Source organism: Myroides sp., from assembly GCF_032073645.1.
Lineage (GTDB): Bacteria > Bacteroidota > Bacteroidia > Flavobacteriales > Flavobacteriaceae > Flavobacterium > Flavobacterium odoratimimum.
In genome coordinates this window covers 59,833-78,041 of sequence record NZ_DAMANB010000001.1, presented here as the reverse complement: position 1 = coordinate 78,041, position 18,209 = coordinate 59,833, and the positions used below count along the sequence as shown (strand labels likewise).

Here is an 18,209-nt window from a genome sequence, read left to right as displayed (position 1 = left end):
AAAGCCCAAAAAGACTTTCTCCTTTTAAAGACAACTAGTAAATAAGGAGAACTAGTTTAATGCTGTAAATCTCTAATATTGAATAAAATTATTTTTATCTAATTTAGAATTACAGTAGTAAAAATAAAGATTGAGATTTCTCATATTCAAAATAGTAAAATTAATAGATTAATAGTATCAATTACTGTTTTTTATTGAAATAGTTTTGTGAATCAAAAAAATACGCTAAAATGAAATTTAAAATTATGTTTTTGTTAAGTTTATGCTATACCATTTTATTAGCAAGTTGTGGTAATAAGAGTATAATTCAGGATGTAGTGCCTAAACATGATACTTTTAAACTAGAATCAAATCAATTAAAAGAAGAAAGAACTATTAATGTATGGACACCAAAAAATTATGAGAGTACTCAGGATTCTTTGCCTGTAATCTATATGGCTGATGGAGGAATAGAAGAGGATTTTTCTCATATCGCTACTACCATAGAAGAGCTTATAAATGAGCAAAAAATTCCTGCTGTAATCTTAGTAGGAATTGAAAATACACAAAGAAGAAGAGATTTGACAGGATTTACAACTGTTGCAAAAGATAAAGAAATTGCACCCGAGGTAGGAGGTTCTAATCAGTTTAGAGCCTTTATTAAAGAAGAGTTATTTAAGGAAATCGATAAAAGATATAGAACCAAAGAAGAAAAAACGATATTAGGAGAATCTGCTTCAGGTTTGTTTGTGATGGAAACCTTTTTTGTTGAACCCGCCATGTTTGCAAACTATATCGCCTTTGACCCTTCATTATGGTGGAATAATCATTATTTAGTTAGAACCGCAAAAGCTAGTTTAGATCAAAATAGTGCGGTAAAAAGAAAGCTTTGGTTTGCAGGATCGAATGCTGCTGATATTTCTCCCTATACAAATAAGTTAGCTACTATTTTAGCAGAAAATGAAAATAAAAATTTAGTGTGGCACTATGTAGATGAGCCAAATGAAGGACATACAACTATATTTAGAGCAACTAAAAAACAAGCCCTAATTTGGATATTAAATAATTAAAATAGCAGTAGTTTAGCATTTTATAATAAGATATGGATAGAGGTATTAAGAAAAAGACATTTTTAAATTTTGTTGGACTTTTAAGAAGTTTTTTAATCAAGTGTTTTATTGGAATTGTTTTATGTAGTAGCATAGCGTTTTTATATACTAACTTTATTTTTGAGCAAATATTATTTGCTCCTAAGAACCCTAATTTTCCTATTTATATTTGGCATCGTTCTTTGATAGATTTTTTTAATTTGAGTTCATCATTGTATATGGAAGGGATTGATTTTGATATTCAAAATCGAAAAATGGATGGTCAGTTAATGATTATGATTTGGACTAGTTTTACCTTTGGACTAATAGCTTCATTTCCTTGGATTTTGTATCAAATTTGGAAACTTGTACACCCTAAATTATATAATAGTAAGACAAGATACAGTATTGTATTTGTAACAATCACAAGTCTTTTATTTTTTATAGGTGTCTTGTTTGGATATTTTATTATAGTTCCTTTATCTATTCATTTTTTTATGAATATAGAGATTAGTAGTATTGTTGCCAATCAAATCGATCTTACCTCATATATTTCTCTTGTTAGAACCACCATACTAGCATCAGGTATTGTGTTTGTTTTGCCAGTTGTCATTCTAGTATTATACAAGATGGGAATTTTATCAACAGATACACTCAAAGGTTACCGCAGATATGCTTATGTTTTGATTTTAGTTGCATCAGCAATTATTACACCTCCAGATGTATTGAGTCAAGTTATTTTGGTTATACCATTAGTTTTATTGTATGAAGTGAGTATTTTCTTTTCAAAGTTTATGAAGTCTAATCACATTACAGAATAATATATTATCGTATTTGCTATAAATAATAATTAAATTTGCATAGTTTAAATATTCATCGTAATATTGCGATATATAATTAAGTGTAAAACAATGGGAGTAACAAAATCAGAATTATTTAGTGATAAAAAGAATAGGTTATCGCTTATGTTTAAGGTTTTAGGGCATCCAGCAAGACTTGCCATTCTTCAGTATATTATCAATCAAGATGCTTGTATTTGCAATGATTTGGTAGAAGAACTTGGATTGGCTCAAGCGACTATTTCACAACACTTAAAAGAGCTTAAGAATAGTGGACTTATAAAAGGAACAATTGATGGTAAATCCGTTTGTTATTGTATTGACGACGTAGTTTGGAATGAATTCTTCAAGGAGTTTGAATTCTTCTTCGCTCAAAATATACAATCAAAGGATTGCTGTTAATATTTTTTAATTAAACCAATCGTAATATTGCGATATTAAAGTAATTTAAAACAGTTAAAATATGAAATTATCAGAAGTAAAAGCGGTTTTAGCAAATTTAGATCGAGTAGATTTTCAATTTGAAGATGGAACGTTTGTAGCAGAACACTTCCATGTAACAGAAGTAGGTCAAGTAACAAAAAAGTTTATTGACTGTGGAGGGACAATAAGAGAAGAGGTTAAGGTAAGCTTCCAATTGTGGAATGCAGATGATTATCAGCACCGTTTAAAAGCAGGTAAATTATTAAATATTATCAGGTTGTCAGAAACAAAATTAGGTATTGTTGATGCGGAGATTGAAGTAGAAGTTCAAGGTAAAGAAACAATAGGAAAGTATTTCTTAGCATTTAATGGAACTCACTTTCTTTTAAAAAATACGTTGACTGCTTGTTTGGCTGAAGATGCTTGTGGAATTACACCAAGTAATCAGGTAACCCAAACTAATTGTTGTGATCCTAACTCTGGATGTTGTTAATCTTAAAAAAGTAAAAGATGTATAAAACATTATCAACTACAATTTGCACTATGCTTGAATCACAAGTGATAAGTGATAGTAGAAAAGAAGTTTTGGCTCCCTTGGTGACTTATATTCAATCTAAGGTTGGTTCAAAATCTCCAATTCGAATCAATTTTATATGTACACATAATTCAAGAAGAAGTCATTTAGCTCAGATTTGGATGCAAGTAGCAGCAAGTTATTATGCAATTCCCAAAGTTAGTTGTTATTCTGGCGGAACTGAGCAAACAGCGATGTATCCAATGGTTGCTACCGTTCTGAAAGAACAAGGATTTAACGTATTTAAAATTGCAGAAGGAGAGAATCCTATTTATGCGATAAAGTATGGCGATAATGAAGTTCCTATTATTGGTTTTTCTAAGAAGTACGATGCAGTTTTTAATCCAAGTAGCGATTTTGCAGCTGTAATGACTTGTTCACAGGCTGATGGAGGTTGTCCTTTTATAGCAGGTGCTGAGCGAAGAATACCTATTACATTCGAGGATCCAAAAGAGTTTGATGGAACAGAGAACCAACAAGAAGGATATTTTAATCGAAGCCTTGAAATTGCAAGTGAAATGTTTTACATCGTGTCACAAATTAAAAAATAAGTCATGCAAGTTAGAATGAAATTTTTAGATCGATACTTAACCCTTTGGATTTTCTTGGCAATGGGGATTGGTGTTCTCTTAGGAAATGTATTTCCAAGTGTTTCTAATGTGATGGATAAACTATCTATTGGGACGACCAATATTCCGTTGGCCATAGGGCTAATCATCATGATGTACCCGCCACTGGCTAAGGTTGATTATAATCTATTACCACTGGCTTTTAAGGATAAGAAAGTCTTAAGCTTATCTCTTTTCTTAAACTGGATTGTAGGACCTGTTTTAATGTTTGTTCTTGCTATTATTTTCATGCGTGATGAACCTGACTATATGGTAGGATTAATCCTTATTGGTTTAGCAAGATGTATTGCAATGGTGATTGTATGGAATGATTTAGCAAAGGGTAATAGAGAATATGCAGCCTTACTGATTGCATTAAATAGTGTTTTTCAAGTACTGTTTTATAGCTTTTTTGTTTGGCTTTTTATCAATGTATTACCTTCTTATTTTGGGTTTGCCGATTATGCTATTTCAATTAAGATGAGCGATGTTGTACAAAGTGTGCTTATTTATTTAGGAATTCCATTTTTGGCAGGTTTTTTAAGTCATAAGTACCTAATTAAACTAAAAGGAGAAGATTGGTTTAAGCGTAAGTTTATCCCTTTTATATCACCCTTTACTTTATATGCTTTACTGTTTACCATTGTGCTTATGTTTAGCTTAAAAGGAGAACAAATTGTTCAGTTACCTATGCAGGTAGTTAAGGTTGCTATTCCACTTGTTATCTATTTTGTATTGATGTTCTTTGTTAGTTTCTTTTTAAACAAGTCAATGAATGTGGATTATGATAAAAATGCTGCTATTTCTTTTACTGCCTCAGGTAATAATTTTGAATTAGCGATTGCTGTTGCAATTGCTGTATTTGGGATACATTCTCCTCAAGCTTTTGTAGGAGTTATCGGACCTTTAGTTGAAGTTCCTGTATTGATTCTACTTGTACGAGTAAGTTTATGGATGAAAAAGAAGTATTATTCAAAGTAAAATATAGCCTTTATGGAAAGTTTTGTAAATGATAATAAAGTTGATCAAAATGAGTATGATTTAATCCTTATTGGTGGTGGTCAAAGTGCTTTGGCTTGTGGGTTTTATTTAAGAAGAACACAAATAAAGTATTTGATTTTAGACCAGCAAGCTCAACCAGGAGGAGCTTGGATTCACGGATGGGATTCCTTGTCTTTGTTTTCTCCTGCTGAGTTTAGCTCTTTACCAGGCTTTATGTTTCCTAAATCAGAAAACTATTACCCTGTTCGAGACGAGGTTATTTCCTACATGGATGATTATCAGTCTAAATATGAACTCCCTGTAAAAAGATCTGTTCAGGTTATAGCAGTTTTAAAACAGGAGGGAGGATTTACTTTAAAAACTTCGATTGGCGATTTTAAAGCAAAAGCAGTAATATCTGCTACAGGAACATGGGCGAGTCCTTTTGTTCCTGTCTTTAAAGGTTTAAATCAGTTTAGAAATGAACAATTACATTCTGCCTATTATAAAAATGCTTTAGATTTTATAGGAAAAAAAGTATTGGTGATTGGTGGAGGTAATTCTGGAGCTCAAATATTAGCAGAAGTTTCAAAGTATACGGCTGTTACTTGGTCAACAATAGGAGTACCAGCTTTTTTGCCTGACGATGTTGATGGTAGAGTTTTTTTCGATGTGGCAACGCAAAAATATAATGAGCAAAAGGCGGGCAATGATCAGGTACAAGCAAAATATAATGTAAGAAGTATTGTTATGGTTCCCCCTGTTGTGGATGCTAGAGCTAGAGGTGTTTTAAATAGCAAAGGAGAGATTGAACGTTTTACAGAAACTAGTGTTGTCTGGAAAAGTGGAGAAGAAGAAAATTTTGATGTTGTTATTTGGTGCACAGGATTTAAACCTGCATTAAAACATTTAGAACCTTTGGGGATACTTCAACCAGATGGCAGAGTGAATACCAATGGTAACAGCAAAGTTGAAGGAATTAATGGTTTGTGGCTTGTAGGGTATGGTGATTGGACTGGTTTTGCTTCTGCAACATTGATTGGAGTTGGTAGGTCTGCTAGGAGTACAGTGGAAGAAGTTGTAGATTTTTTAAAGTTGTAAGAACAACTTTAGATAAATTGTTCGTATATTTACGAACAGATTAATTTGAAAAAGGATAAGGGTATGTTGAAAAGAGACTTAACAGAAAAACAAGTAGAGATAGCAAGAATAACGAAGGCTTTATCTCATCCTATACGAGTAGCTATTTTAGAGATGCTTGCTTCTCAGGAATGTTGTTTTCATGGAGATATGTCAGAGGTATTACCTGTAGCAAAAAGTACATTGTCTCAACATTTAAAAGAATTAAGAGAGGCTGGCTTGATTCAAGGAACGATTAATTTACCTACAGTAAAGTATTGTATTAATAAAGAGAATTGGCAAATTGCTAAGCAACTATTAAACGAATTTTTTGAGGATATTAAAAAGCCTTCTGAGTGCTCATAAAAAAATTTACCTTTAATGTTCGTAGTTTTACGAATTACGAACATTAAGAATTAGTAAAAATAAAAATTTAAATAACATCAAAATTACTATTTATGAAAACAACCTTTTTAAGCCTTATTTGTGTATTGGCTTTAGTTACTAGTTCATGTTCAAACAATAAAAAAACACAAGAACAAGATGCCTTAGTTGAGTCGAGCTTGGAAGTATTAGATCAAGAGCAACTCTTACAGGAAAAATCGGATAATACAATGGTCTATGTTTATTATTTCCATGGAAAGCAACGTTGTAAAACTTGTTTAGCAGTTGGAGATTTAACTAAGAAAACTGTAGAAGGGGCTTTTGCTAGTAATGAGTTAGTGAAGTTTATTGAAGTCGATACAAGTGAAAAGCAGTATAGTGATTTAATAGAGAAGTATGAAGTGACTTGGAATGCACTTATTATAGCCAAAGGCGATGATTCAATTAATCTAACAGAAGATGCTTTTGCAACAGCGCTAACAACACCAAAGGTATTAGAAGAGCTTATAGTTGAACAAGTTAATAAAAAACTTTAATGTTAGATGGAATTACTACAACAATTAGTAGACAGTTCTGATATTCCAATAGTAACTGCGTTTTTGTTGGGACTGATGACAGCTATTAGTCCTTGTCCTTTGGCGACTAATATCACAGCCACAGCTTATTTAAGTAAAGATATTACAGTTAAGCGTAAAGTATTATTTAATGGACTGTTTTACACCTTAGGTCGTGCATTTACTTATACTGTATTAGGTGTTATTTTCTATTTTGGAGCAAGTAAGTTTCAAGTAGCAAAACTATTGCAAAATGTAAGTGGTGTTTATTTGGGGATTGGATTAATCCTTATCGGTATTTTAATGCTTGATATTATTAAATTAAATATACCAGGAGTAGGATCACTAAGTCAGAAGGTAAATCAAAAGAACTTTAAGAAGAATTACTTCAATGCTTTTTTACTTGGTGTTTTATTTGCTTTAGCGTTTTGTCCTTACAGTGGAGTATTGTTTTTTGGAGTGATGATTCCTTTAATTATGGCGAGTGCTTCAGGATTATTATTAGCACCAGTTTTTGCTTTAGCAACGGGGTTACCTGTAATCATCATAGCTTTTTTACTTGCTTACAGTATATCTAATGTAGGGCATTTTTACAATAAGATGAAGAGTTTTGAAATATGGTTCAGACGTATTATATCTGCTGTTTTTATTGTTGTAGGTGTTTATTATATATATGTGAATTTATAAAAAAATAGATATGGAAATAATAGTTTTAGGTACAGGTTGTGCCAAGTGTAAGGTAACTTTAGAAACCGTAGAATCTGTAGTAAAAGAAGTAGGTTCTGATATCAAAGTTACAAAGCAGGATGATATCATAGAGATTGTAAAATATAACATTATGTCTTTACCTGCTTTGGTAATTAATGGAGAAGTTACTGTTAAGGGGTATGTTCCATCAAAAGAAGAAGTAAAAGAATTAATTAAAAAACATCAGATATGAAAAATGAAGTAAAGATTTACGATCCAGCTTTATGTTGTCCAACAGGGCTTTGTGGGGTTAATATTGATCCTGAATTAATGCGTATTGCTGTTGTAATAGAAAGCTTAAAGAAAAAAGGCATTTTAATTGAGCGGTTTAATTTACGTGACAATCCTCAAGTTTATGTAGATACTAAAGTAGTTAATGACTTTATCCAAAAAGAGTCTATCGATAATTTTCCTATTACTACCTTAAATGGAGTAATTGTTCTTACCAAATCATATCCAAGTAATAAGCAAATTTCAGAATGGCTTGAAGTGTCAGAATCTGATTTGATTGTTACAAAATAATCTAACCCAATTTTCAATTTCAGTTTAGTTCGGCATACCTAATTGTATGTCGAACAGGAATTGTATTGAATAAAAAAATAGTAGTTATGAGTAATTTTAAACTATATAATCCCTCTAATGAAGGATTTACAAAATATATTTTCTTTACAGGTAAAGGAGGAGTAGGAAAAACATCAATAGCATGTGCTACTTCCTTAAACTTGGCAGACAGTGGGAAAAATATATTACTTATTAGTACAGACCCTGCATCAAATTTGCAGGATGTATTTGATATACCTTTGAGCAATAAAGTGACTAAGTTAAAAGATATTCCCACTCTTTCTATTTTGAATTTAAACCCAGAGCAAGCAGCTTTAGAATATAAAGAATCCATAATAGGACCTTATCGAGGAAAGTTACCAGAGGCTGTTTTATTTAATATGGAAGAGCAACTATCAGGATCATGTACAGTGGAGATTGCTGCTTTCAATGAATTTGCAGATGTAATTACAAATAAAGAGAAACACGATTTATATGACCATATTGTGTTTGATACAGCACCAACTGGACATACACTTAGAATGTTACAACTACCAGCAGCATGGAATACCTTTATTGATGAAAATACAACAGGTGTTTCTTGTCTTGGGCAATTGTCGGGATTAGGTGATCGTAAAGTAGTATATGAGCAGGCAGTGAAAACATTGAGTGATAAAAATAATACAACTTTATTTTTGGTAAGTCGTCCAGATGAAACACCATTAAAAGAAGTTGAGCGTTCATATAAGGAGTTACTTGATTTAGATATACAATCTCAGCGTTTAATTATCAATGGAGTGCTAGAGAATTTTGATCAGAATGATTCTATTTCAAGTAAGTTGTATAAACGCCAGCAAAATGCTTTAGAAAATAGAACTAAAAAGCTTCTTGATATTCCAACCTATTATGTTCCATTAAGATCGTATAATATGACTGGAATTGATAATATTAGAAATATGCTTATTTCTAATACAAGTGCAATTTTGACTGAAAATAGCTTAGACAAAAACGAGTTACAAGATATTGATGTATTGATAGAAGACCTTTTTATATCTAAGAAAAAAGTGGTTTTCACGATGGGTAAAGGAGGTGTAGGGAAAACAACAATAGCTGCTCGAATCGCTAGAGGACTGGTTAAAAAAGGAGTTAAGGTTCACCTAAGTACAACAGATCCAGCCAATCACTTAGAGTATGTAAATACAAAGGTAGAAGGGCTTACTGTTAGTCATATTGATGAGAAGAAGGTGTTAGAAGCCTATAAGGAGAAAGTTTTAGCTAAGGCAAGACTAACTATGGGAAACAGTGATTTAAGTTATATTGAGGAAGATTTACGCTCTCCTTGTACACAGGAAATAGCTGTTTTTAACGCTTTTGCTGAGATTGTAGCTATAGCAGATCATGAAGTAATTGTTATCGATACAGCACCAACAGGTCATACTTTATTGTTATTAGATTCAACTCAAAGTTATCACAAAGAAGTAGAGCGTACACAAGGAGATATTAGCGAGGCTGTTCAGAATTTATTACCACGTTTAAGAAATGAACAAGAAACAGAAGTAGTTATTGTTACGTTACCAGAAACAACACCTGTATTTGAAGCACAACGCTTACAAGAAGATCTTGCAAGAGCAGGTATACACAATAAATGGTGGGTAATAAACTCAAGTTTATATCTCACAGATACAACAAGTACTTTTTTAAAAGATAAAGCAAAAACGGAAGTACAATGGATTAATAAAGTCAATGAACTTTCTAAAGGTAATTTTGTTGTAATACCTTGGATGGAAAAGGTTGAATAAAGAAGTACTTTTTAAAAACATCACACTGAATTAGAATGATATACTAATTTAAGTGTGATGCTTTTGTTGGTCTCAGATTATAATTAAAACTATACGTTAAAGTAAATTTAGTTTCCAAAACCTTTTGGGATTTATAGCCTTGTGTAACAGAAAATAAAACTCAATAAGGAAAGTTTAGTTATATTCTTTTAAATTTAACTATTTGGCTTGTATTTGTTTTTTATACATGAGATATAGTATGCTCTAGTAAAATATTAGGAATTGTATTGCTTATAATCGGTATCGAGGATACTTATATCAACAACTCCTTGTGCATTTTTGATTAATCTTCTACAGGATAAACTTAAATGTTTTAAATGAACTTGTTTATTAGCTTTAGCATATTTTTCAGTAAGTTTATTAATTGTTTCTATTGCAGACATATCTGTAATTCGACTTTCCTTGAAATCAATAATAATCTGATCAGGATCATTCTCTATATCAAATTTTTCAAGAAATATTGTAGTTGAACCAAAAAATAAAGGTCCATATATTTCATAATGTTTTATTCCATTTTTATCGATATATTTTCTAGCTCTTATTCGTTTAGCGCTTTCCCACGCAAAAACAAGAGCAGAAACAATAACTCCTATTAATACAGCTAATGCTAAATTATGCAATATAACTGTTATACTCGCTACTAGGATAATAACAAAGATATCGTGGCGAGGCATTTTATTTATTATTTTAAAACTAGCCCATTCAAAAGTTCCAATGGCTACCATCATCATTACTCCAACTAATGCAGCCATAGGTATTTGCTCAATTACAGGACCTGCAACTAAAATTATTAATAGTATAGAACATGCTCCTACAAGAGCAGAGAGTCTTGTTCTTCCCCCAGCACCTATATTTACTAGGGATTGTGCAACCATAGCACAACCTCCCATACCACCAAAAAATCCATTCGTAATATTAGCAATACCTTGGGCAGTTGCTTCTCTATTTGAATGTCCTCTTGTATTCGTAATTTCATCAACCATATTAAGTGTAAGTAAACTCTCAATAAGCCCAACTCCTGCCATAACAATAGAGTAAGGGAATATGATTTTTAAAGTTTCAAAGGTAAAGGGAATATTTGGAATATGGAAAGTAGGTAAGGAGCCTCCTACAGAGGCAATATCAATTACTTTTTTAGTATCAATATTAAAAAAGTAAACAAGTGCAAAAACAACAATAATAGCTGCAAGAGAAGATGGTATTACTTTTGTTACTTTAGGAAGTAAAATTACTATTGTAATTGTAAGTAAAGTTAATCCAATCATAAGATATAAGGCTGAACCTTCTAACCAATTTTCAACTCCATTTGTAGTAATTTTAAATTGAACAATTTGTGACATAAAAATGATAATTGCTAATCCATTTAAAAATCCATACATTACAGAGGAAGGAATTAACCGAATGTATTTACCGAGTTTTAATACTCCCACAAGTAGTTGTAAAAGTCCTGCTAATACAACAGCAGCAAAGAGGTATTCTGTTCCATAACTAGCTGCAAGAGCAATAAGTACTACAACAGTTGCTCCAGCTCCTCCTGAGACCATACCAGGCCTTCCTCCTAATATTGCTGTTACAAGTCCCATTAAAAAAGCAGCATATAAACCTGTCAATGGTGATAGACCTGCTAGTATAGCAAAAGATAAGGATTCAGGTATCATAGTCATAGATACCGCTAAACCAGCCAATATCTCATTTTTGTAATTGATTGGTTGACTAAAATCAAATAAATTGATTAGTTGCTTCATAGAAAAAAAATTAAATAAGTATGACGCTTTGTAATTTTAATTACAAGCAATAATAGATATGATATATGTACTTTTATAAGTATATATAAGATAAGTCCATGACAAAAGTGCCAAAGGAAATAATTGGATAAAAAAAACTATTAGCCTAAGATCAAGGCGGAGTAATTTGAGAAGATATTTTTACTGTTTTTTTCATAAGTTACAAAGTTATTGCTTTTTTATTGTATTCTGAAGACTTTTTTAATTTTTATTTGATAGTATGAAAATTCTCAAGATATTTCTGCATAGCATCGCGGCAGTGTCTAATGGATTTAAACAAATATTTTACAAACAAGTAACTGAATAATTTTTTTTAGTAGAAATCATCATCAATAGCTTAAGAGAAACTACTTTAATTAACAGTATTTGATGAAATAGATATACATTAAGCTATTTAATTATGTAAGTTTATGATTATAAGATTTTTAATAAAGTTATTTATTATTTTGATTAGTAGAGTATATACCCCAACAAAGCTCCTACTAAAACAATAAAAGCACTATTTACTTTTTTAAATTTAAAAACGAGTATACCACTAAGTAGGGTAATAACAAGGGTTTGCCAGTTGAGCAACACATCTCGTGTCATCGTTATACAAACAGCGACAATCAAGGCGACAGAGGCAACATTCACCGCATCTAAAAAGACAGATAATCCTTTTGAGTTGCGAAGTTTTTTCATCAATGGGTTTAGTAAGGCTACTAGAATAAAGGATGGTAAAAAAATTGCAACAGTTGAAAGAATTGCTCCAGATAAACCATTAATTTGAAAACCAATAAAAGTAACGGAAGAGAAAACAGGTCCTGGTGTGAATTGCCCTACAGCAATTGCATCCATTAGTTGTTCCCTTGTTAGTAATCCTGTTTGTACTAGTTCTGTATCTAAAAAGGCAAATAGCACATAACCACTACCATAAAGTATAGCACCTATTTTTAGAAAAATCCAAAATAACTGTCGATTGGTTGTAGTGAAAAACGTACTTTGTATGCTAAGTAAGAGTGGCAATGCAATCAAGCTTTGTAAGGTATTTTGCTTTCTCGTATTGATATAAAACAGGGCATAGGCTAAAAATCCAGCCCCAAACAATAAAAAGATTTCGCTACCCCCCAGTAAAGAAGCTACCAAGACGATTAGTCCTAAAAAGGCTAAAAAGGAGGAGGTAATCGATTTTTTAGCTAGTGGAAAAACGGCTCCAAGCATAATGACTATAATTGCTGGTTTAATTCCGTATATAAAAGGTTGTACATGGGGTAATTGTCCATATAATTTATAAAAGTAGGCGAGCGCACCTGTTAGCAAAATAGCAGGAAGAATAAAACACAGCCCTGCAATTATAAGGCCTTTCCATCCCCCTTTGTCATAGCCAATATGAATAGCCATTTCTGTACTGTTAGGACCAGGGATTAAATTGGTGGCTCCCAGTAGATCTAAGAAATGTTGTTCATCCATCCATTTTCTTTGTACAACTACTTCCTCTCTCATCATCGCAATATGCGCTGCAGGACCTCCAAAACCAATAATTCCCAGTTTTGTAAAGACTTTGGCTATTTCTTTTAAGCTTACTTTTTCTGACATATTGCTTTCTAATTTTAGTTTTTACTGCAATAGATATGTTCAAAGTTATTGCGTTATCTAAACAAGTGTAAAGCTAATGATAATTCAATATTCAAAGGTTACCTAAATGTAAATTAAAAGGTGCTTAAACCCAAAGCTAAGCACCTTTTTCACTATTCTTAATCTTGCTGTACATCCAAAATATTATCAAATAGATTTTATCCTGTAATTTACCAAACTGTTGTAATTAAATACCTAACAATAGGATACAAAATCTCCTATTGTTAGGTATTTAGTTGTTGCTTTTATGCATTATTTTACAACTGTAGCTTCAAGTTCTACAGTTAGATTTTCAAATAATCCTTTTACCTCAAGTACTGTTGTTGCTTGTTTGATTTTATGCTTAACAAGCCACTCTTGTAAAATAGAAAAGTGTTGCATCAACTCAGAGGTAGAAGTAGTATAAATATTTAATCTAACAATACCTTCAAGGGGATAATCGGCTGTTTTAATTACCTCTTCTAAGTTTTTAATAGAGAGTAGAAGCTGAGTTTTCATATCAGCATTACTTGAAACACCATTAGTGTCAATGGCTACTTGACCAGAGCAGTATAGTGTACTTTGAACATTTTTGACCTCTATTGCTTGAGCGTAGTTGCGCTCGAATTGCCATTGCCAAGGATTAATAGCTGTTTTTATCATTTTACTTTCTTATTTTAAGTTATATAGCAAATTTGCTATTAAACGCTTAAATCAGCAGTTGAGCTATATCACAAATAAAAAGTGAGGTAGATCACTTTAAATCTAATCGGCTTAGTGTTTCTCTAGAAACTCCAAGATAAGCAGCTAATAGAGATTTTAGAACGCGCTGCATAATACCAGGAAAGCGTTCTTGGAGTTCAAAGAACCGCTCTGTAGTATTGTTTTTCATCATGGATAAAATACGCTGCTGCCCTGCAATAAATCCCTTGTGCGCTTTATCTAAAAAGAATTCATTTATTACAGGAAGTTCTTTTCTTAGTTTATTATATCCATCTAAATCTAAAGCATAGACAAGCGTATCTTCAATACATTCTAAACTCATGCTTGCTAGAGATTGGCTGTAGAATGCTTTTAGATCCGTTTCCCACCAACCTTCCATTGCAAAGTCTACAATATGCTCTTTAGCATTATTGTCAGTAAAAACAAGTTTTAATAGACCTGTATCAATAAAGAACAGATAGGGGACAGGTTCTCCTTCTTGAATTAAAAATTGATGTTTCTTATATTTTTTAAACACAAAATAAGACAAGATAAAATCAAACTCCTTGTCTGTAAGGGAAATTACTTGCTCTATTTGTGTCCTAAGGAGATTATTCATTGTGATTTACTAAGTATTATAAGTTACAAAGGAAAGTATTAAAGATATTAATTTCAACTCTCTTTATCCATATACTCCTCTAATACTTCCTTTAATTTATCTAAATAACACGTTTTGGATTTAGCTCTTGTTTTCATTCTATGAAAAGCATGATGTATATCCAAGAGCTTTATACCAAATACCTGCTGAAACAACACCGCTATCTTCCGTATTTCCCCTTTCCCATTGTTAATTGACCCTGATAGATAAAGTGCGTAGATAAGTTCTATAAGAGCGTTTTGAGACTCTGACCATACTAAGTTAGATGAAGATATTGAATTGTTGCCAATATCATATTCTTGTATTTTCTCATGAAGATAATTCTGAAGTAAGTCATGAGCTATTATACGAGCTATTTTATAATCATAATAGGTGGAGAAAAGAGCATCTATTTCAAAGATAAAACTGTTTATACCGATGAGTAAATCTGTTTTACCAAGGGTAAAGTACTCGATGTCTTTATCTGTTCTATTTGCATTATAGTATTTATAAAATTCATTGTGAGCAAAATACTTCTTATACTCAAGGTTTAATTCTTCCAGATGCTTATGATAGTATTTATTCTTAACAACAATATCTATTGGGCAACTTGTTTCTATAGAATAGAGTTTGTTGTAAAAGATTAGTTTGCCTAAGACTTGAGGCTTAATTACTTTAAAAAAATCAATTTCGTCTATTTGATTTTTGAACCCCACTTGAAGTATTTCTTGTTTTAGATTTATAAGTAGTAATCTTAAAAATTGAATCATTTCATAAGCCTTTGAAATAGAAGTTGAGTCAAGTAAGTTTAGTTCAATTTCCTTTGATTCAATTGTTTTGAATACACTTGTGTAAAGAGCATTTTGTGTCATAATTATTGAGTTTTGATTGGTTAATTATTGACACGTTTAACCCTGCTTTTTTTCTGATTTTATTGCCCTATTAAAATAAAGCAATGCTACTTTTAAAATCAATACGTAAAAACACGGTAAATATGCGGAAAACACGTATTGTTTATTATTTGAAAATTATAAACATTTACATTATTAACTTTTAAATGTTTAGTTTTATGGAAATTAACAAAAATTCAGGCACGGTAATTAGCCTTGAAAAGGCAGTTGAGCTGACGTATTCATATCAAGAACAAAACAGTGAAAAACCGAATAGTTATTTTGTTGGACTTGATAAGTTAGATGAGTTATTAGAGCAAAAAGGATGTGTAGGATTACGTGTTTATCCTGGTCTAAATGTGAAAACAAATCAAAGTAATGTTGTTTTAGTTGGAGTTGATGAAAGTGGAGAAGATTTAACTAGTGGAATCATGCTTGATGAATTAGTGACTTGTCCGCATTTATGTCCAAAGAAAAGTCAATTAGTTAGAAAAATAGAGTGATATACAGCCTGATATTATATATAGCCTTAATTGCAGGAGGGATTCCAATGCTACTTTTTCTTGTTATGAGAAAGGATATTGTATGTAATAAAGCCATTATACCAATTATAACATTAATTGCATTTTCGTCTATCTATGAATATGTTGTAATTATTCAACTTCAGATGAAAGTGACGCATTGGTATCAGATACACTCCTTGTTTGAATTTCTGGCTGTATTTTATCTCTTTAAGAATTTAATTACGCAGAGACCTAGGTGGTTTTTTATAATTGGCTTAGGTCTTTTTCTAGTAGTTTACATTTTATCATTTATCTATTTAAATAATGAAATGATTCTAGTGTCGAAGAGTCTTAATAAATCCTATATGACTTTATTTGTTATTAGTTGTAGCTTTCTTTGGGTGAAGCAAGTATTTGATCAAAAGCTAATTATGCGATTATATCAAGAAAGTACTTTTTTTATTGTTATTGGACTTTTCTTTTATTATAGTACAACAATTTCTTTGTTCGTGTTATCTAATTATTTGTATAAGAGTGAATTGTTTTTTTACGATTATTGGCTTGTCAATATTATTGCCAGTTTAATTTTACGAATTTTATTATCTATAGGCGTATGGAAAATGAATTAAAAATACTTTTTTGGCTGGGAACCTTTATTATGATCTCACTTTGTATGATGGTGGTAATTTTAGTTATCATCTATCAGAAGAATTTAAATAAATACCGCAATGAACAGCTTGCCGAACAGCTCCGAACAAATTTATTAGTAGAGCATAAGGAAAGAGCTAGAATTGCTAAAGAATTACACGATGGACTTTGTGGTGATTTAGCTACTTTGAAAAACTTTGTTAGTGTTCTTAAATTAATAAAAGATAAGGATTTGGTTGCTACAACTATTATAGATATTCAAGAAAGTGTTTCTCAATGTTATGACGAGGTATTGAGAATTAGTTATAATCTATCACCACCACTTATCAAGGATAATCCAATTAACTTAATCCTAAGCAGTTATTTAATTAGAATATCTAGAGTTACTTCTATAGATATAACTTTTACCTCAGATAATCAGACGTTTAATCTTAGTGAACTTGAGCGATTAGAGATTTATCGAATCGTGCAAGAGTTGATACAGAATATTATAAAACACAGTCAGGCTACTTATGCAGAGGTTTCTTTGAAATGGCATCCGCTGCACATGATATTATCAATCAAAGACGATGGAATAAAATATGATTTTAATGCTGATTTAAAAAGACAAGATGTAGGTTTAGGACTAAGTAATATTAAGACAAGGATACAGCAAATAAAGGCTGAGTTTATTAATCAATCTAATGATTCTAATAATAGTATTCAATTAAAAATAAAAAGGCAAGATGATAATTAAAATAGGTATAATAGACGATCATAAGCTTTTTAGAAAAAGCTTTTCTTTTCTTCTTTCTCAAGTAGAGGGAATAGAAGTAGTTTTTCAATGCGCCAATGGCATTGAATTATTTGAATCCCTGAAGTTTAAAAAGATAGATATTTTATTTTTAGATATTCAGATGCCTGTTATGGATGGTTTCCAAATCGCGCATCGATTAAATGAAAAGTATCCTGAATTAAGGGTTCTTATACTTAGTAGTTTTAATGATTCATATAGTATTGAAAGGATGCTTAGGTATAATATATCAGGGTATTTAACTAAAAATATTGAGCTTGCTCAGTTAGAAAAAGCGATACATTCAGTATTTAATGGAGGTGTGTATTATGATAAGCAAATCAGAGAACTAGTAAAACATGTACAGACCCAACAGCAAACCAAAGATGTTATTATCACAGATAAAGAAGTAGAAATTATAAGATTATTTGCCAATCAATATAGTGGTAGAGAGATTGCAAAAAAGTTAAACGTTAGTATTCGTACTATCGAAAAACATAAGGAAATACTCATGCAAAAGACAGGTGCGAGTAATTTCATAGGAGTTATCATCTTTGCTATCATCAGACATTATATTACTGAAGATGATTTGTTTTAATAGTGTATCTAGTATCAATACGTAAAAACACGTATTTTTTAAGTGTTTACCATATAGTAGTTTGGCCATGTTTAATATTATTAACCAATCAAAACTATTTTTATGAAAACACTTAAAAATGTTACAGGAGAGAATTTAGTTGTAGGTTCATTCTCAGAGGAATTAGCTAGTAACAGACTATCTTTTCAAGATTTTCAACAAAGGCTTGCGACTTTAGATTTCAATGATGCAGAAGCATTACAGAAAGAAACTGCTAGATGTAGTAATAGATGTAATGGTAATGATGTAGATGTTGAGTTAAAAACAATTCAAACATTAGAGCCAATGAATCCAAAAGTTGGAGATGTGGCACAGTCATTCAGATTGCAATTTAGAATTGAAAACTAATTGTTAATTATTCCTCCAAAG

Annotated in this window: 22 protein-coding genes; 17 read left to right on the top strand and 5 right to left on the bottom strand. The window is 31.3% G+C overall.

Annotated elements, in window-relative coordinates; all coding sequences use genetic code 11:
• Positions 1-230 precede the first annotated feature (230 nt).
• The 13 genes from RT228_RS00360 (at position 231) to arsA (ending at position 9,635) form a co-directional block, all read left to right on the top strand.
• Positions 231-1,049, top strand: coding sequence for an alpha/beta hydrolase (locus tag RT228_RS00360; RefSeq protein WP_286382803.1), 819 nt, complete (start codon positions 231-233; stop codon positions 1,047-1,049).
• Positions 1,050-1,081: 32 nt separating this feature from the next.
• Positions 1,082-1,888, top strand: coding sequence for a twin-arginine translocase subunit TatC (tatC, locus tag RT228_RS00355; protein ID WP_286382805.1), 807 nt, complete (start codon positions 1,082-1,084; stop codon positions 1,886-1,888).
• Between the two features lie 90 nt (positions 1,889-1,978).
• Positions 1,979-2,308, top strand: a complete 330-nt coding sequence (locus tag RT228_RS00350; protein ID WP_286382807.1) for a helix-turn-helix transcriptional regulator — start codon at positions 1,979-1,981, stop codon at positions 2,306-2,308.
• A gap of 61 nt (positions 2,309-2,369) precedes the next feature.
• Positions 2,370-2,822 (top strand): DUF6428 family protein, encoded by a 453-nt coding sequence (locus tag RT228_RS00345; RefSeq protein WP_286382809.1) that lies wholly within the window; start codon positions 2,370-2,372, stop codon positions 2,820-2,822.
• 17 nt (positions 2,823-2,839) lie between these two features.
• Complete coding sequence (locus RT228_RS00340; RefSeq protein ID WP_286382811.1) at positions 2,840-3,454, top strand: low molecular weight phosphatase family protein; 615 nt, start codon at positions 2,840-2,842, stop codon at positions 3,452-3,454.
• A 3-nt stretch (positions 3,455-3,457) separates the two neighbouring features.
• On the top strand, positions 3,458-4,492 hold the full coding sequence (arsB, locus tag RT228_RS00335; RefSeq protein WP_286382812.1) for an ACR3 family arsenite efflux transporter: 1,035 nt from the start codon (positions 3,458-3,460) through the stop codon (positions 4,490-4,492).
• Between the two features lie 12 nt (positions 4,493-4,504).
• Positions 4,505-5,593: an ArsO family NAD(P)H-dependent flavin-containing monooxygenase gene (locus tag RT228_RS00330; protein ID WP_313138340.1), complete on the top strand. Its 1,089-nt coding sequence runs from the start codon at positions 4,505-4,507 to the stop codon at positions 5,591-5,593.
• 63 nt (positions 5,594-5,656) lie between these two features.
• On the top strand, positions 5,657-5,977 hold the full coding sequence (locus tag RT228_RS00325; protein WP_058699355.1) for an ArsR/SmtB family transcription factor: 321 nt from the start codon (positions 5,657-5,659) through the stop codon (positions 5,975-5,977).
• A gap of 92 nt (positions 5,978-6,069) precedes the next feature.
• Complete coding sequence (locus RT228_RS00320; RefSeq protein ID WP_121966738.1) at positions 6,070-6,531, top strand: nitrophenyl compound nitroreductase subunit ArsF family protein; 462 nt, start codon at positions 6,070-6,072, stop codon at positions 6,529-6,531.
• A gap of 6 nt (positions 6,532-6,537) precedes the next feature.
• A complete protein-coding gene (locus RT228_RS00315) occupies positions 6,538-7,236 on the top strand; it encodes an aromatic aminobenezylarsenical efflux permease ArsG family transporter (protein ID WP_006266571.1) in 699 nt (232 codons plus the stop codon).
• 10 nt (positions 7,237-7,246) lie between these two features.
• A complete protein-coding gene (locus tag RT228_RS00310; protein WP_006266572.1) occupies positions 7,247-7,489 on the top strand; it encodes a thioredoxin family protein in 243 nt (80 codons plus the stop codon).
• Positions 7,486-7,818, top strand: coding sequence for an arsenite efflux transporter metallochaperone ArsD (gene arsD, locus RT228_RS00305; RefSeq protein WP_006266573.1), 333 nt, complete (start codon positions 7,486-7,488; stop codon positions 7,816-7,818). Before RT228_RS00310 ends, arsD begins: the two co-directional genes overlap by 4 nt.
• Positions 7,819-7,904: 86 nt before the next feature.
• A complete protein-coding gene (gene arsA / locus RT228_RS00300; protein ID WP_058699359.1) occupies positions 7,905-9,635 on the top strand; it encodes an arsenical pump-driving ATPase in 1,731 nt (576 codons plus the stop codon).
• Between the two features lie 254 nt (positions 9,636-9,889).
• Here arsA and RT228_RS00295 read toward each other — a convergent pair whose 3' ends face one another.
• The 5 genes from RT228_RS00295 to RT228_RS00275 all read right to left on the bottom strand — a co-directional run bounded on the left by RT228_RS00295 (position 9,890) and on the right by RT228_RS00275 (position 15,262).
• Positions 9,890-11,419 carry a SulP family inorganic anion transporter gene (locus tag RT228_RS00295; protein ID WP_006266575.1) on the bottom strand — a complete coding sequence of 510 codons (1,530 nt, stop codon included), beginning with the start codon at positions 11,417-11,419 and terminating at the stop codon, positions 9,890-9,892.
• 489 nt (positions 11,420-11,908) lie between these two features.
• Positions 11,909-13,033: a chromate efflux transporter gene (gene chrA, locus RT228_RS00290; RefSeq protein ID WP_006266576.1), complete on the bottom strand. Its 1,125-nt coding sequence runs from the start codon at positions 13,031-13,033 to the stop codon at positions 11,909-11,911.
• 291 nt (positions 13,034-13,324) lie between these two features.
• Entirely contained in the window at positions 13,325-13,714 is a 390-nt protein-coding gene (locus tag RT228_RS00285) for a RidA family protein (protein WP_006266577.1), read from the bottom strand.
• A 91-nt stretch (positions 13,715-13,805) separates the two neighbouring features.
• Positions 13,806-14,372 (bottom strand): Crp/Fnr family transcriptional regulator, encoded by a 567-nt coding sequence (locus RT228_RS00280; RefSeq protein ID WP_286382824.1) that lies wholly within the window; start codon positions 14,370-14,372, stop codon positions 13,806-13,808.
• 53 nt (positions 14,373-14,425) lie between these two features.
• Positions 14,426-15,262, bottom strand: a complete 837-nt coding sequence (locus tag RT228_RS00275) for an RteC domain-containing protein (protein WP_286382826.1) — start codon at positions 15,260-15,262, stop codon at positions 14,426-14,428.
• Positions 15,263-15,459: 197 nt separating this feature from the next.
• Here RT228_RS00275 and RT228_RS00270 point away from each other — a divergent pair, with 197 nt between their 5' ends.
• From RT228_RS00270 to RT228_RS00255, 4 genes are all read left to right on the top strand, one after another.
• Complete coding sequence (locus tag RT228_RS00270) at positions 15,460-15,783, top strand: hypothetical protein (protein ID WP_286382828.1); 324 nt, start codon at positions 15,460-15,462, stop codon at positions 15,781-15,783.
• A 673-nt stretch (positions 15,784-16,456) separates the two neighbouring features.
• Entirely contained in the window at positions 16,457-17,167 is a 711-nt protein-coding gene (locus RT228_RS00265) for a sensor histidine kinase (protein WP_232297429.1), read from the top strand.
• Positions 17,157-17,801: a response regulator transcription factor gene (locus RT228_RS00260; protein WP_006266583.1), complete on the top strand. Its 645-nt coding sequence runs from the start codon at positions 17,157-17,159 to the stop codon at positions 17,799-17,801. Before RT228_RS00265 ends, RT228_RS00260 begins: the two co-directional genes overlap by 11 nt.
• A gap of 102 nt (positions 17,802-17,903) precedes the next feature.
• On the top strand, positions 17,904-18,188 hold the full coding sequence (locus tag RT228_RS00255; RefSeq protein WP_006266584.1) for a hypothetical protein: 285 nt from the start codon (positions 17,904-17,906) through the stop codon (positions 18,186-18,188).
• Positions 18,189-18,209: the final 21 nt, after the last annotated feature.

What these genes read in the sequence shown, in the direction of transcription:
- RT228_RS00360 (WP_286382803.1), top strand. Translation starts at nt 231, where the DNA reads ATGAAATTTAAAATTATGTTTTTGTTAAGTTTATGCTATACCATTTTA.
- tatC (WP_286382805.1), top strand. Translation starts at nt 1,082, where the DNA reads ATGGATAGAGGTATTAAGAAAAAGACATTTTTAAATTTTGTTGGACTT.
- RT228_RS00350 (WP_286382807.1), top strand. Translation starts at nt 1,979, where the DNA reads ATGGGAGTAACAAAATCAGAATTATTTAGTGATAAAAAGAATAGGTTA.
- RT228_RS00345 (WP_286382809.1), top strand. Translation starts at nt 2,370, where the DNA reads ATGAAATTATCAGAAGTAAAAGCGGTTTTAGCAAATTTAGATCGAGTA.
- RT228_RS00340 (WP_286382811.1), top strand. Translation starts at nt 2,840, where the DNA reads ATGTATAAAACATTATCAACTACAATTTGCACTATGCTTGAATCACAA.
- arsB (WP_286382812.1), top strand. Translation starts at nt 3,458, where the DNA reads ATGCAAGTTAGAATGAAATTTTTAGATCGATACTTAACCCTTTGGATT.
- RT228_RS00330 (WP_313138340.1), top strand. Translation starts at nt 4,505, where the DNA reads ATGGAAAGTTTTGTAAATGATAATAAAGTTGATCAAAATGAGTATGAT.
- RT228_RS00325 (WP_058699355.1), top strand. Translation starts at nt 5,657, where the DNA reads ATGTTGAAAAGAGACTTAACAGAAAAACAAGTAGAGATAGCAAGAATA.
- RT228_RS00320 (WP_121966738.1), top strand. Translation starts at nt 6,070, where the DNA reads ATGAAAACAACCTTTTTAAGCCTTATTTGTGTATTGGCTTTAGTTACT.
- RT228_RS00315 (WP_006266571.1), top strand. Translation starts at nt 6,538, where the DNA reads ATGGAATTACTACAACAATTAGTAGACAGTTCTGATATTCCAATAGTA.
- RT228_RS00310 (WP_006266572.1), top strand. Translation starts at nt 7,247, where the DNA reads ATGGAAATAATAGTTTTAGGTACAGGTTGTGCCAAGTGTAAGGTAACT.
- arsD (WP_006266573.1), top strand. Translation starts at nt 7,486, where the DNA reads ATGAAAAATGAAGTAAAGATTTACGATCCAGCTTTATGTTGTCCAACA.
- arsA (WP_058699359.1), top strand. Translation starts at nt 7,905, where the DNA reads ATGAGTAATTTTAAACTATATAATCCCTCTAATGAAGGATTTACAAAA.
- RT228_RS00295 (WP_006266575.1), bottom strand. Translation starts at nt 11,419, where the DNA reads ATGAAGCAACTAATCAATTTATTTGATTTTAGTCAACCAATCAATTAC.
- chrA (WP_006266576.1), bottom strand. Translation starts at nt 13,033, where the DNA reads ATGTCAGAAAAAGTAAGCTTAAAAGAAATAGCCAAAGTCTTTACAAAA.
- RT228_RS00285 (WP_006266577.1), bottom strand. Translation starts at nt 13,714, where the DNA reads ATGATAAAAACAGCTATTAATCCTTGGCAATGGCAATTCGAGCGCAAC.
- RT228_RS00280 (WP_286382824.1), bottom strand. Translation starts at nt 14,372, where the DNA reads ATGAATAATCTCCTTAGGACACAAATAGAGCAAGTAATTTCCCTTACA.
- RT228_RS00275 (WP_286382826.1), bottom strand. Translation starts at nt 15,262, where the DNA reads ATGACACAAAATGCTCTTTACACAAGTGTATTCAAAACAATTGAATCA.
- RT228_RS00270 (WP_286382828.1), top strand. Translation starts at nt 15,460, where the DNA reads ATGGAAATTAACAAAAATTCAGGCACGGTAATTAGCCTTGAAAAGGCA.
- RT228_RS00265 (WP_232297429.1), top strand. Translation starts at nt 16,457, where the DNA reads ATGATGGTGGTAATTTTAGTTATCATCTATCAGAAGAATTTAAATAAA.
- RT228_RS00260 (WP_006266583.1), top strand. Translation starts at nt 17,157, where the DNA reads ATGATAATTAAAATAGGTATAATAGACGATCATAAGCTTTTTAGAAAA.
- RT228_RS00255 (WP_006266584.1), top strand. Translation starts at nt 17,904, where the DNA reads ATGAAAACACTTAAAAATGTTACAGGAGAGAATTTAGTTGTAGGTTCA.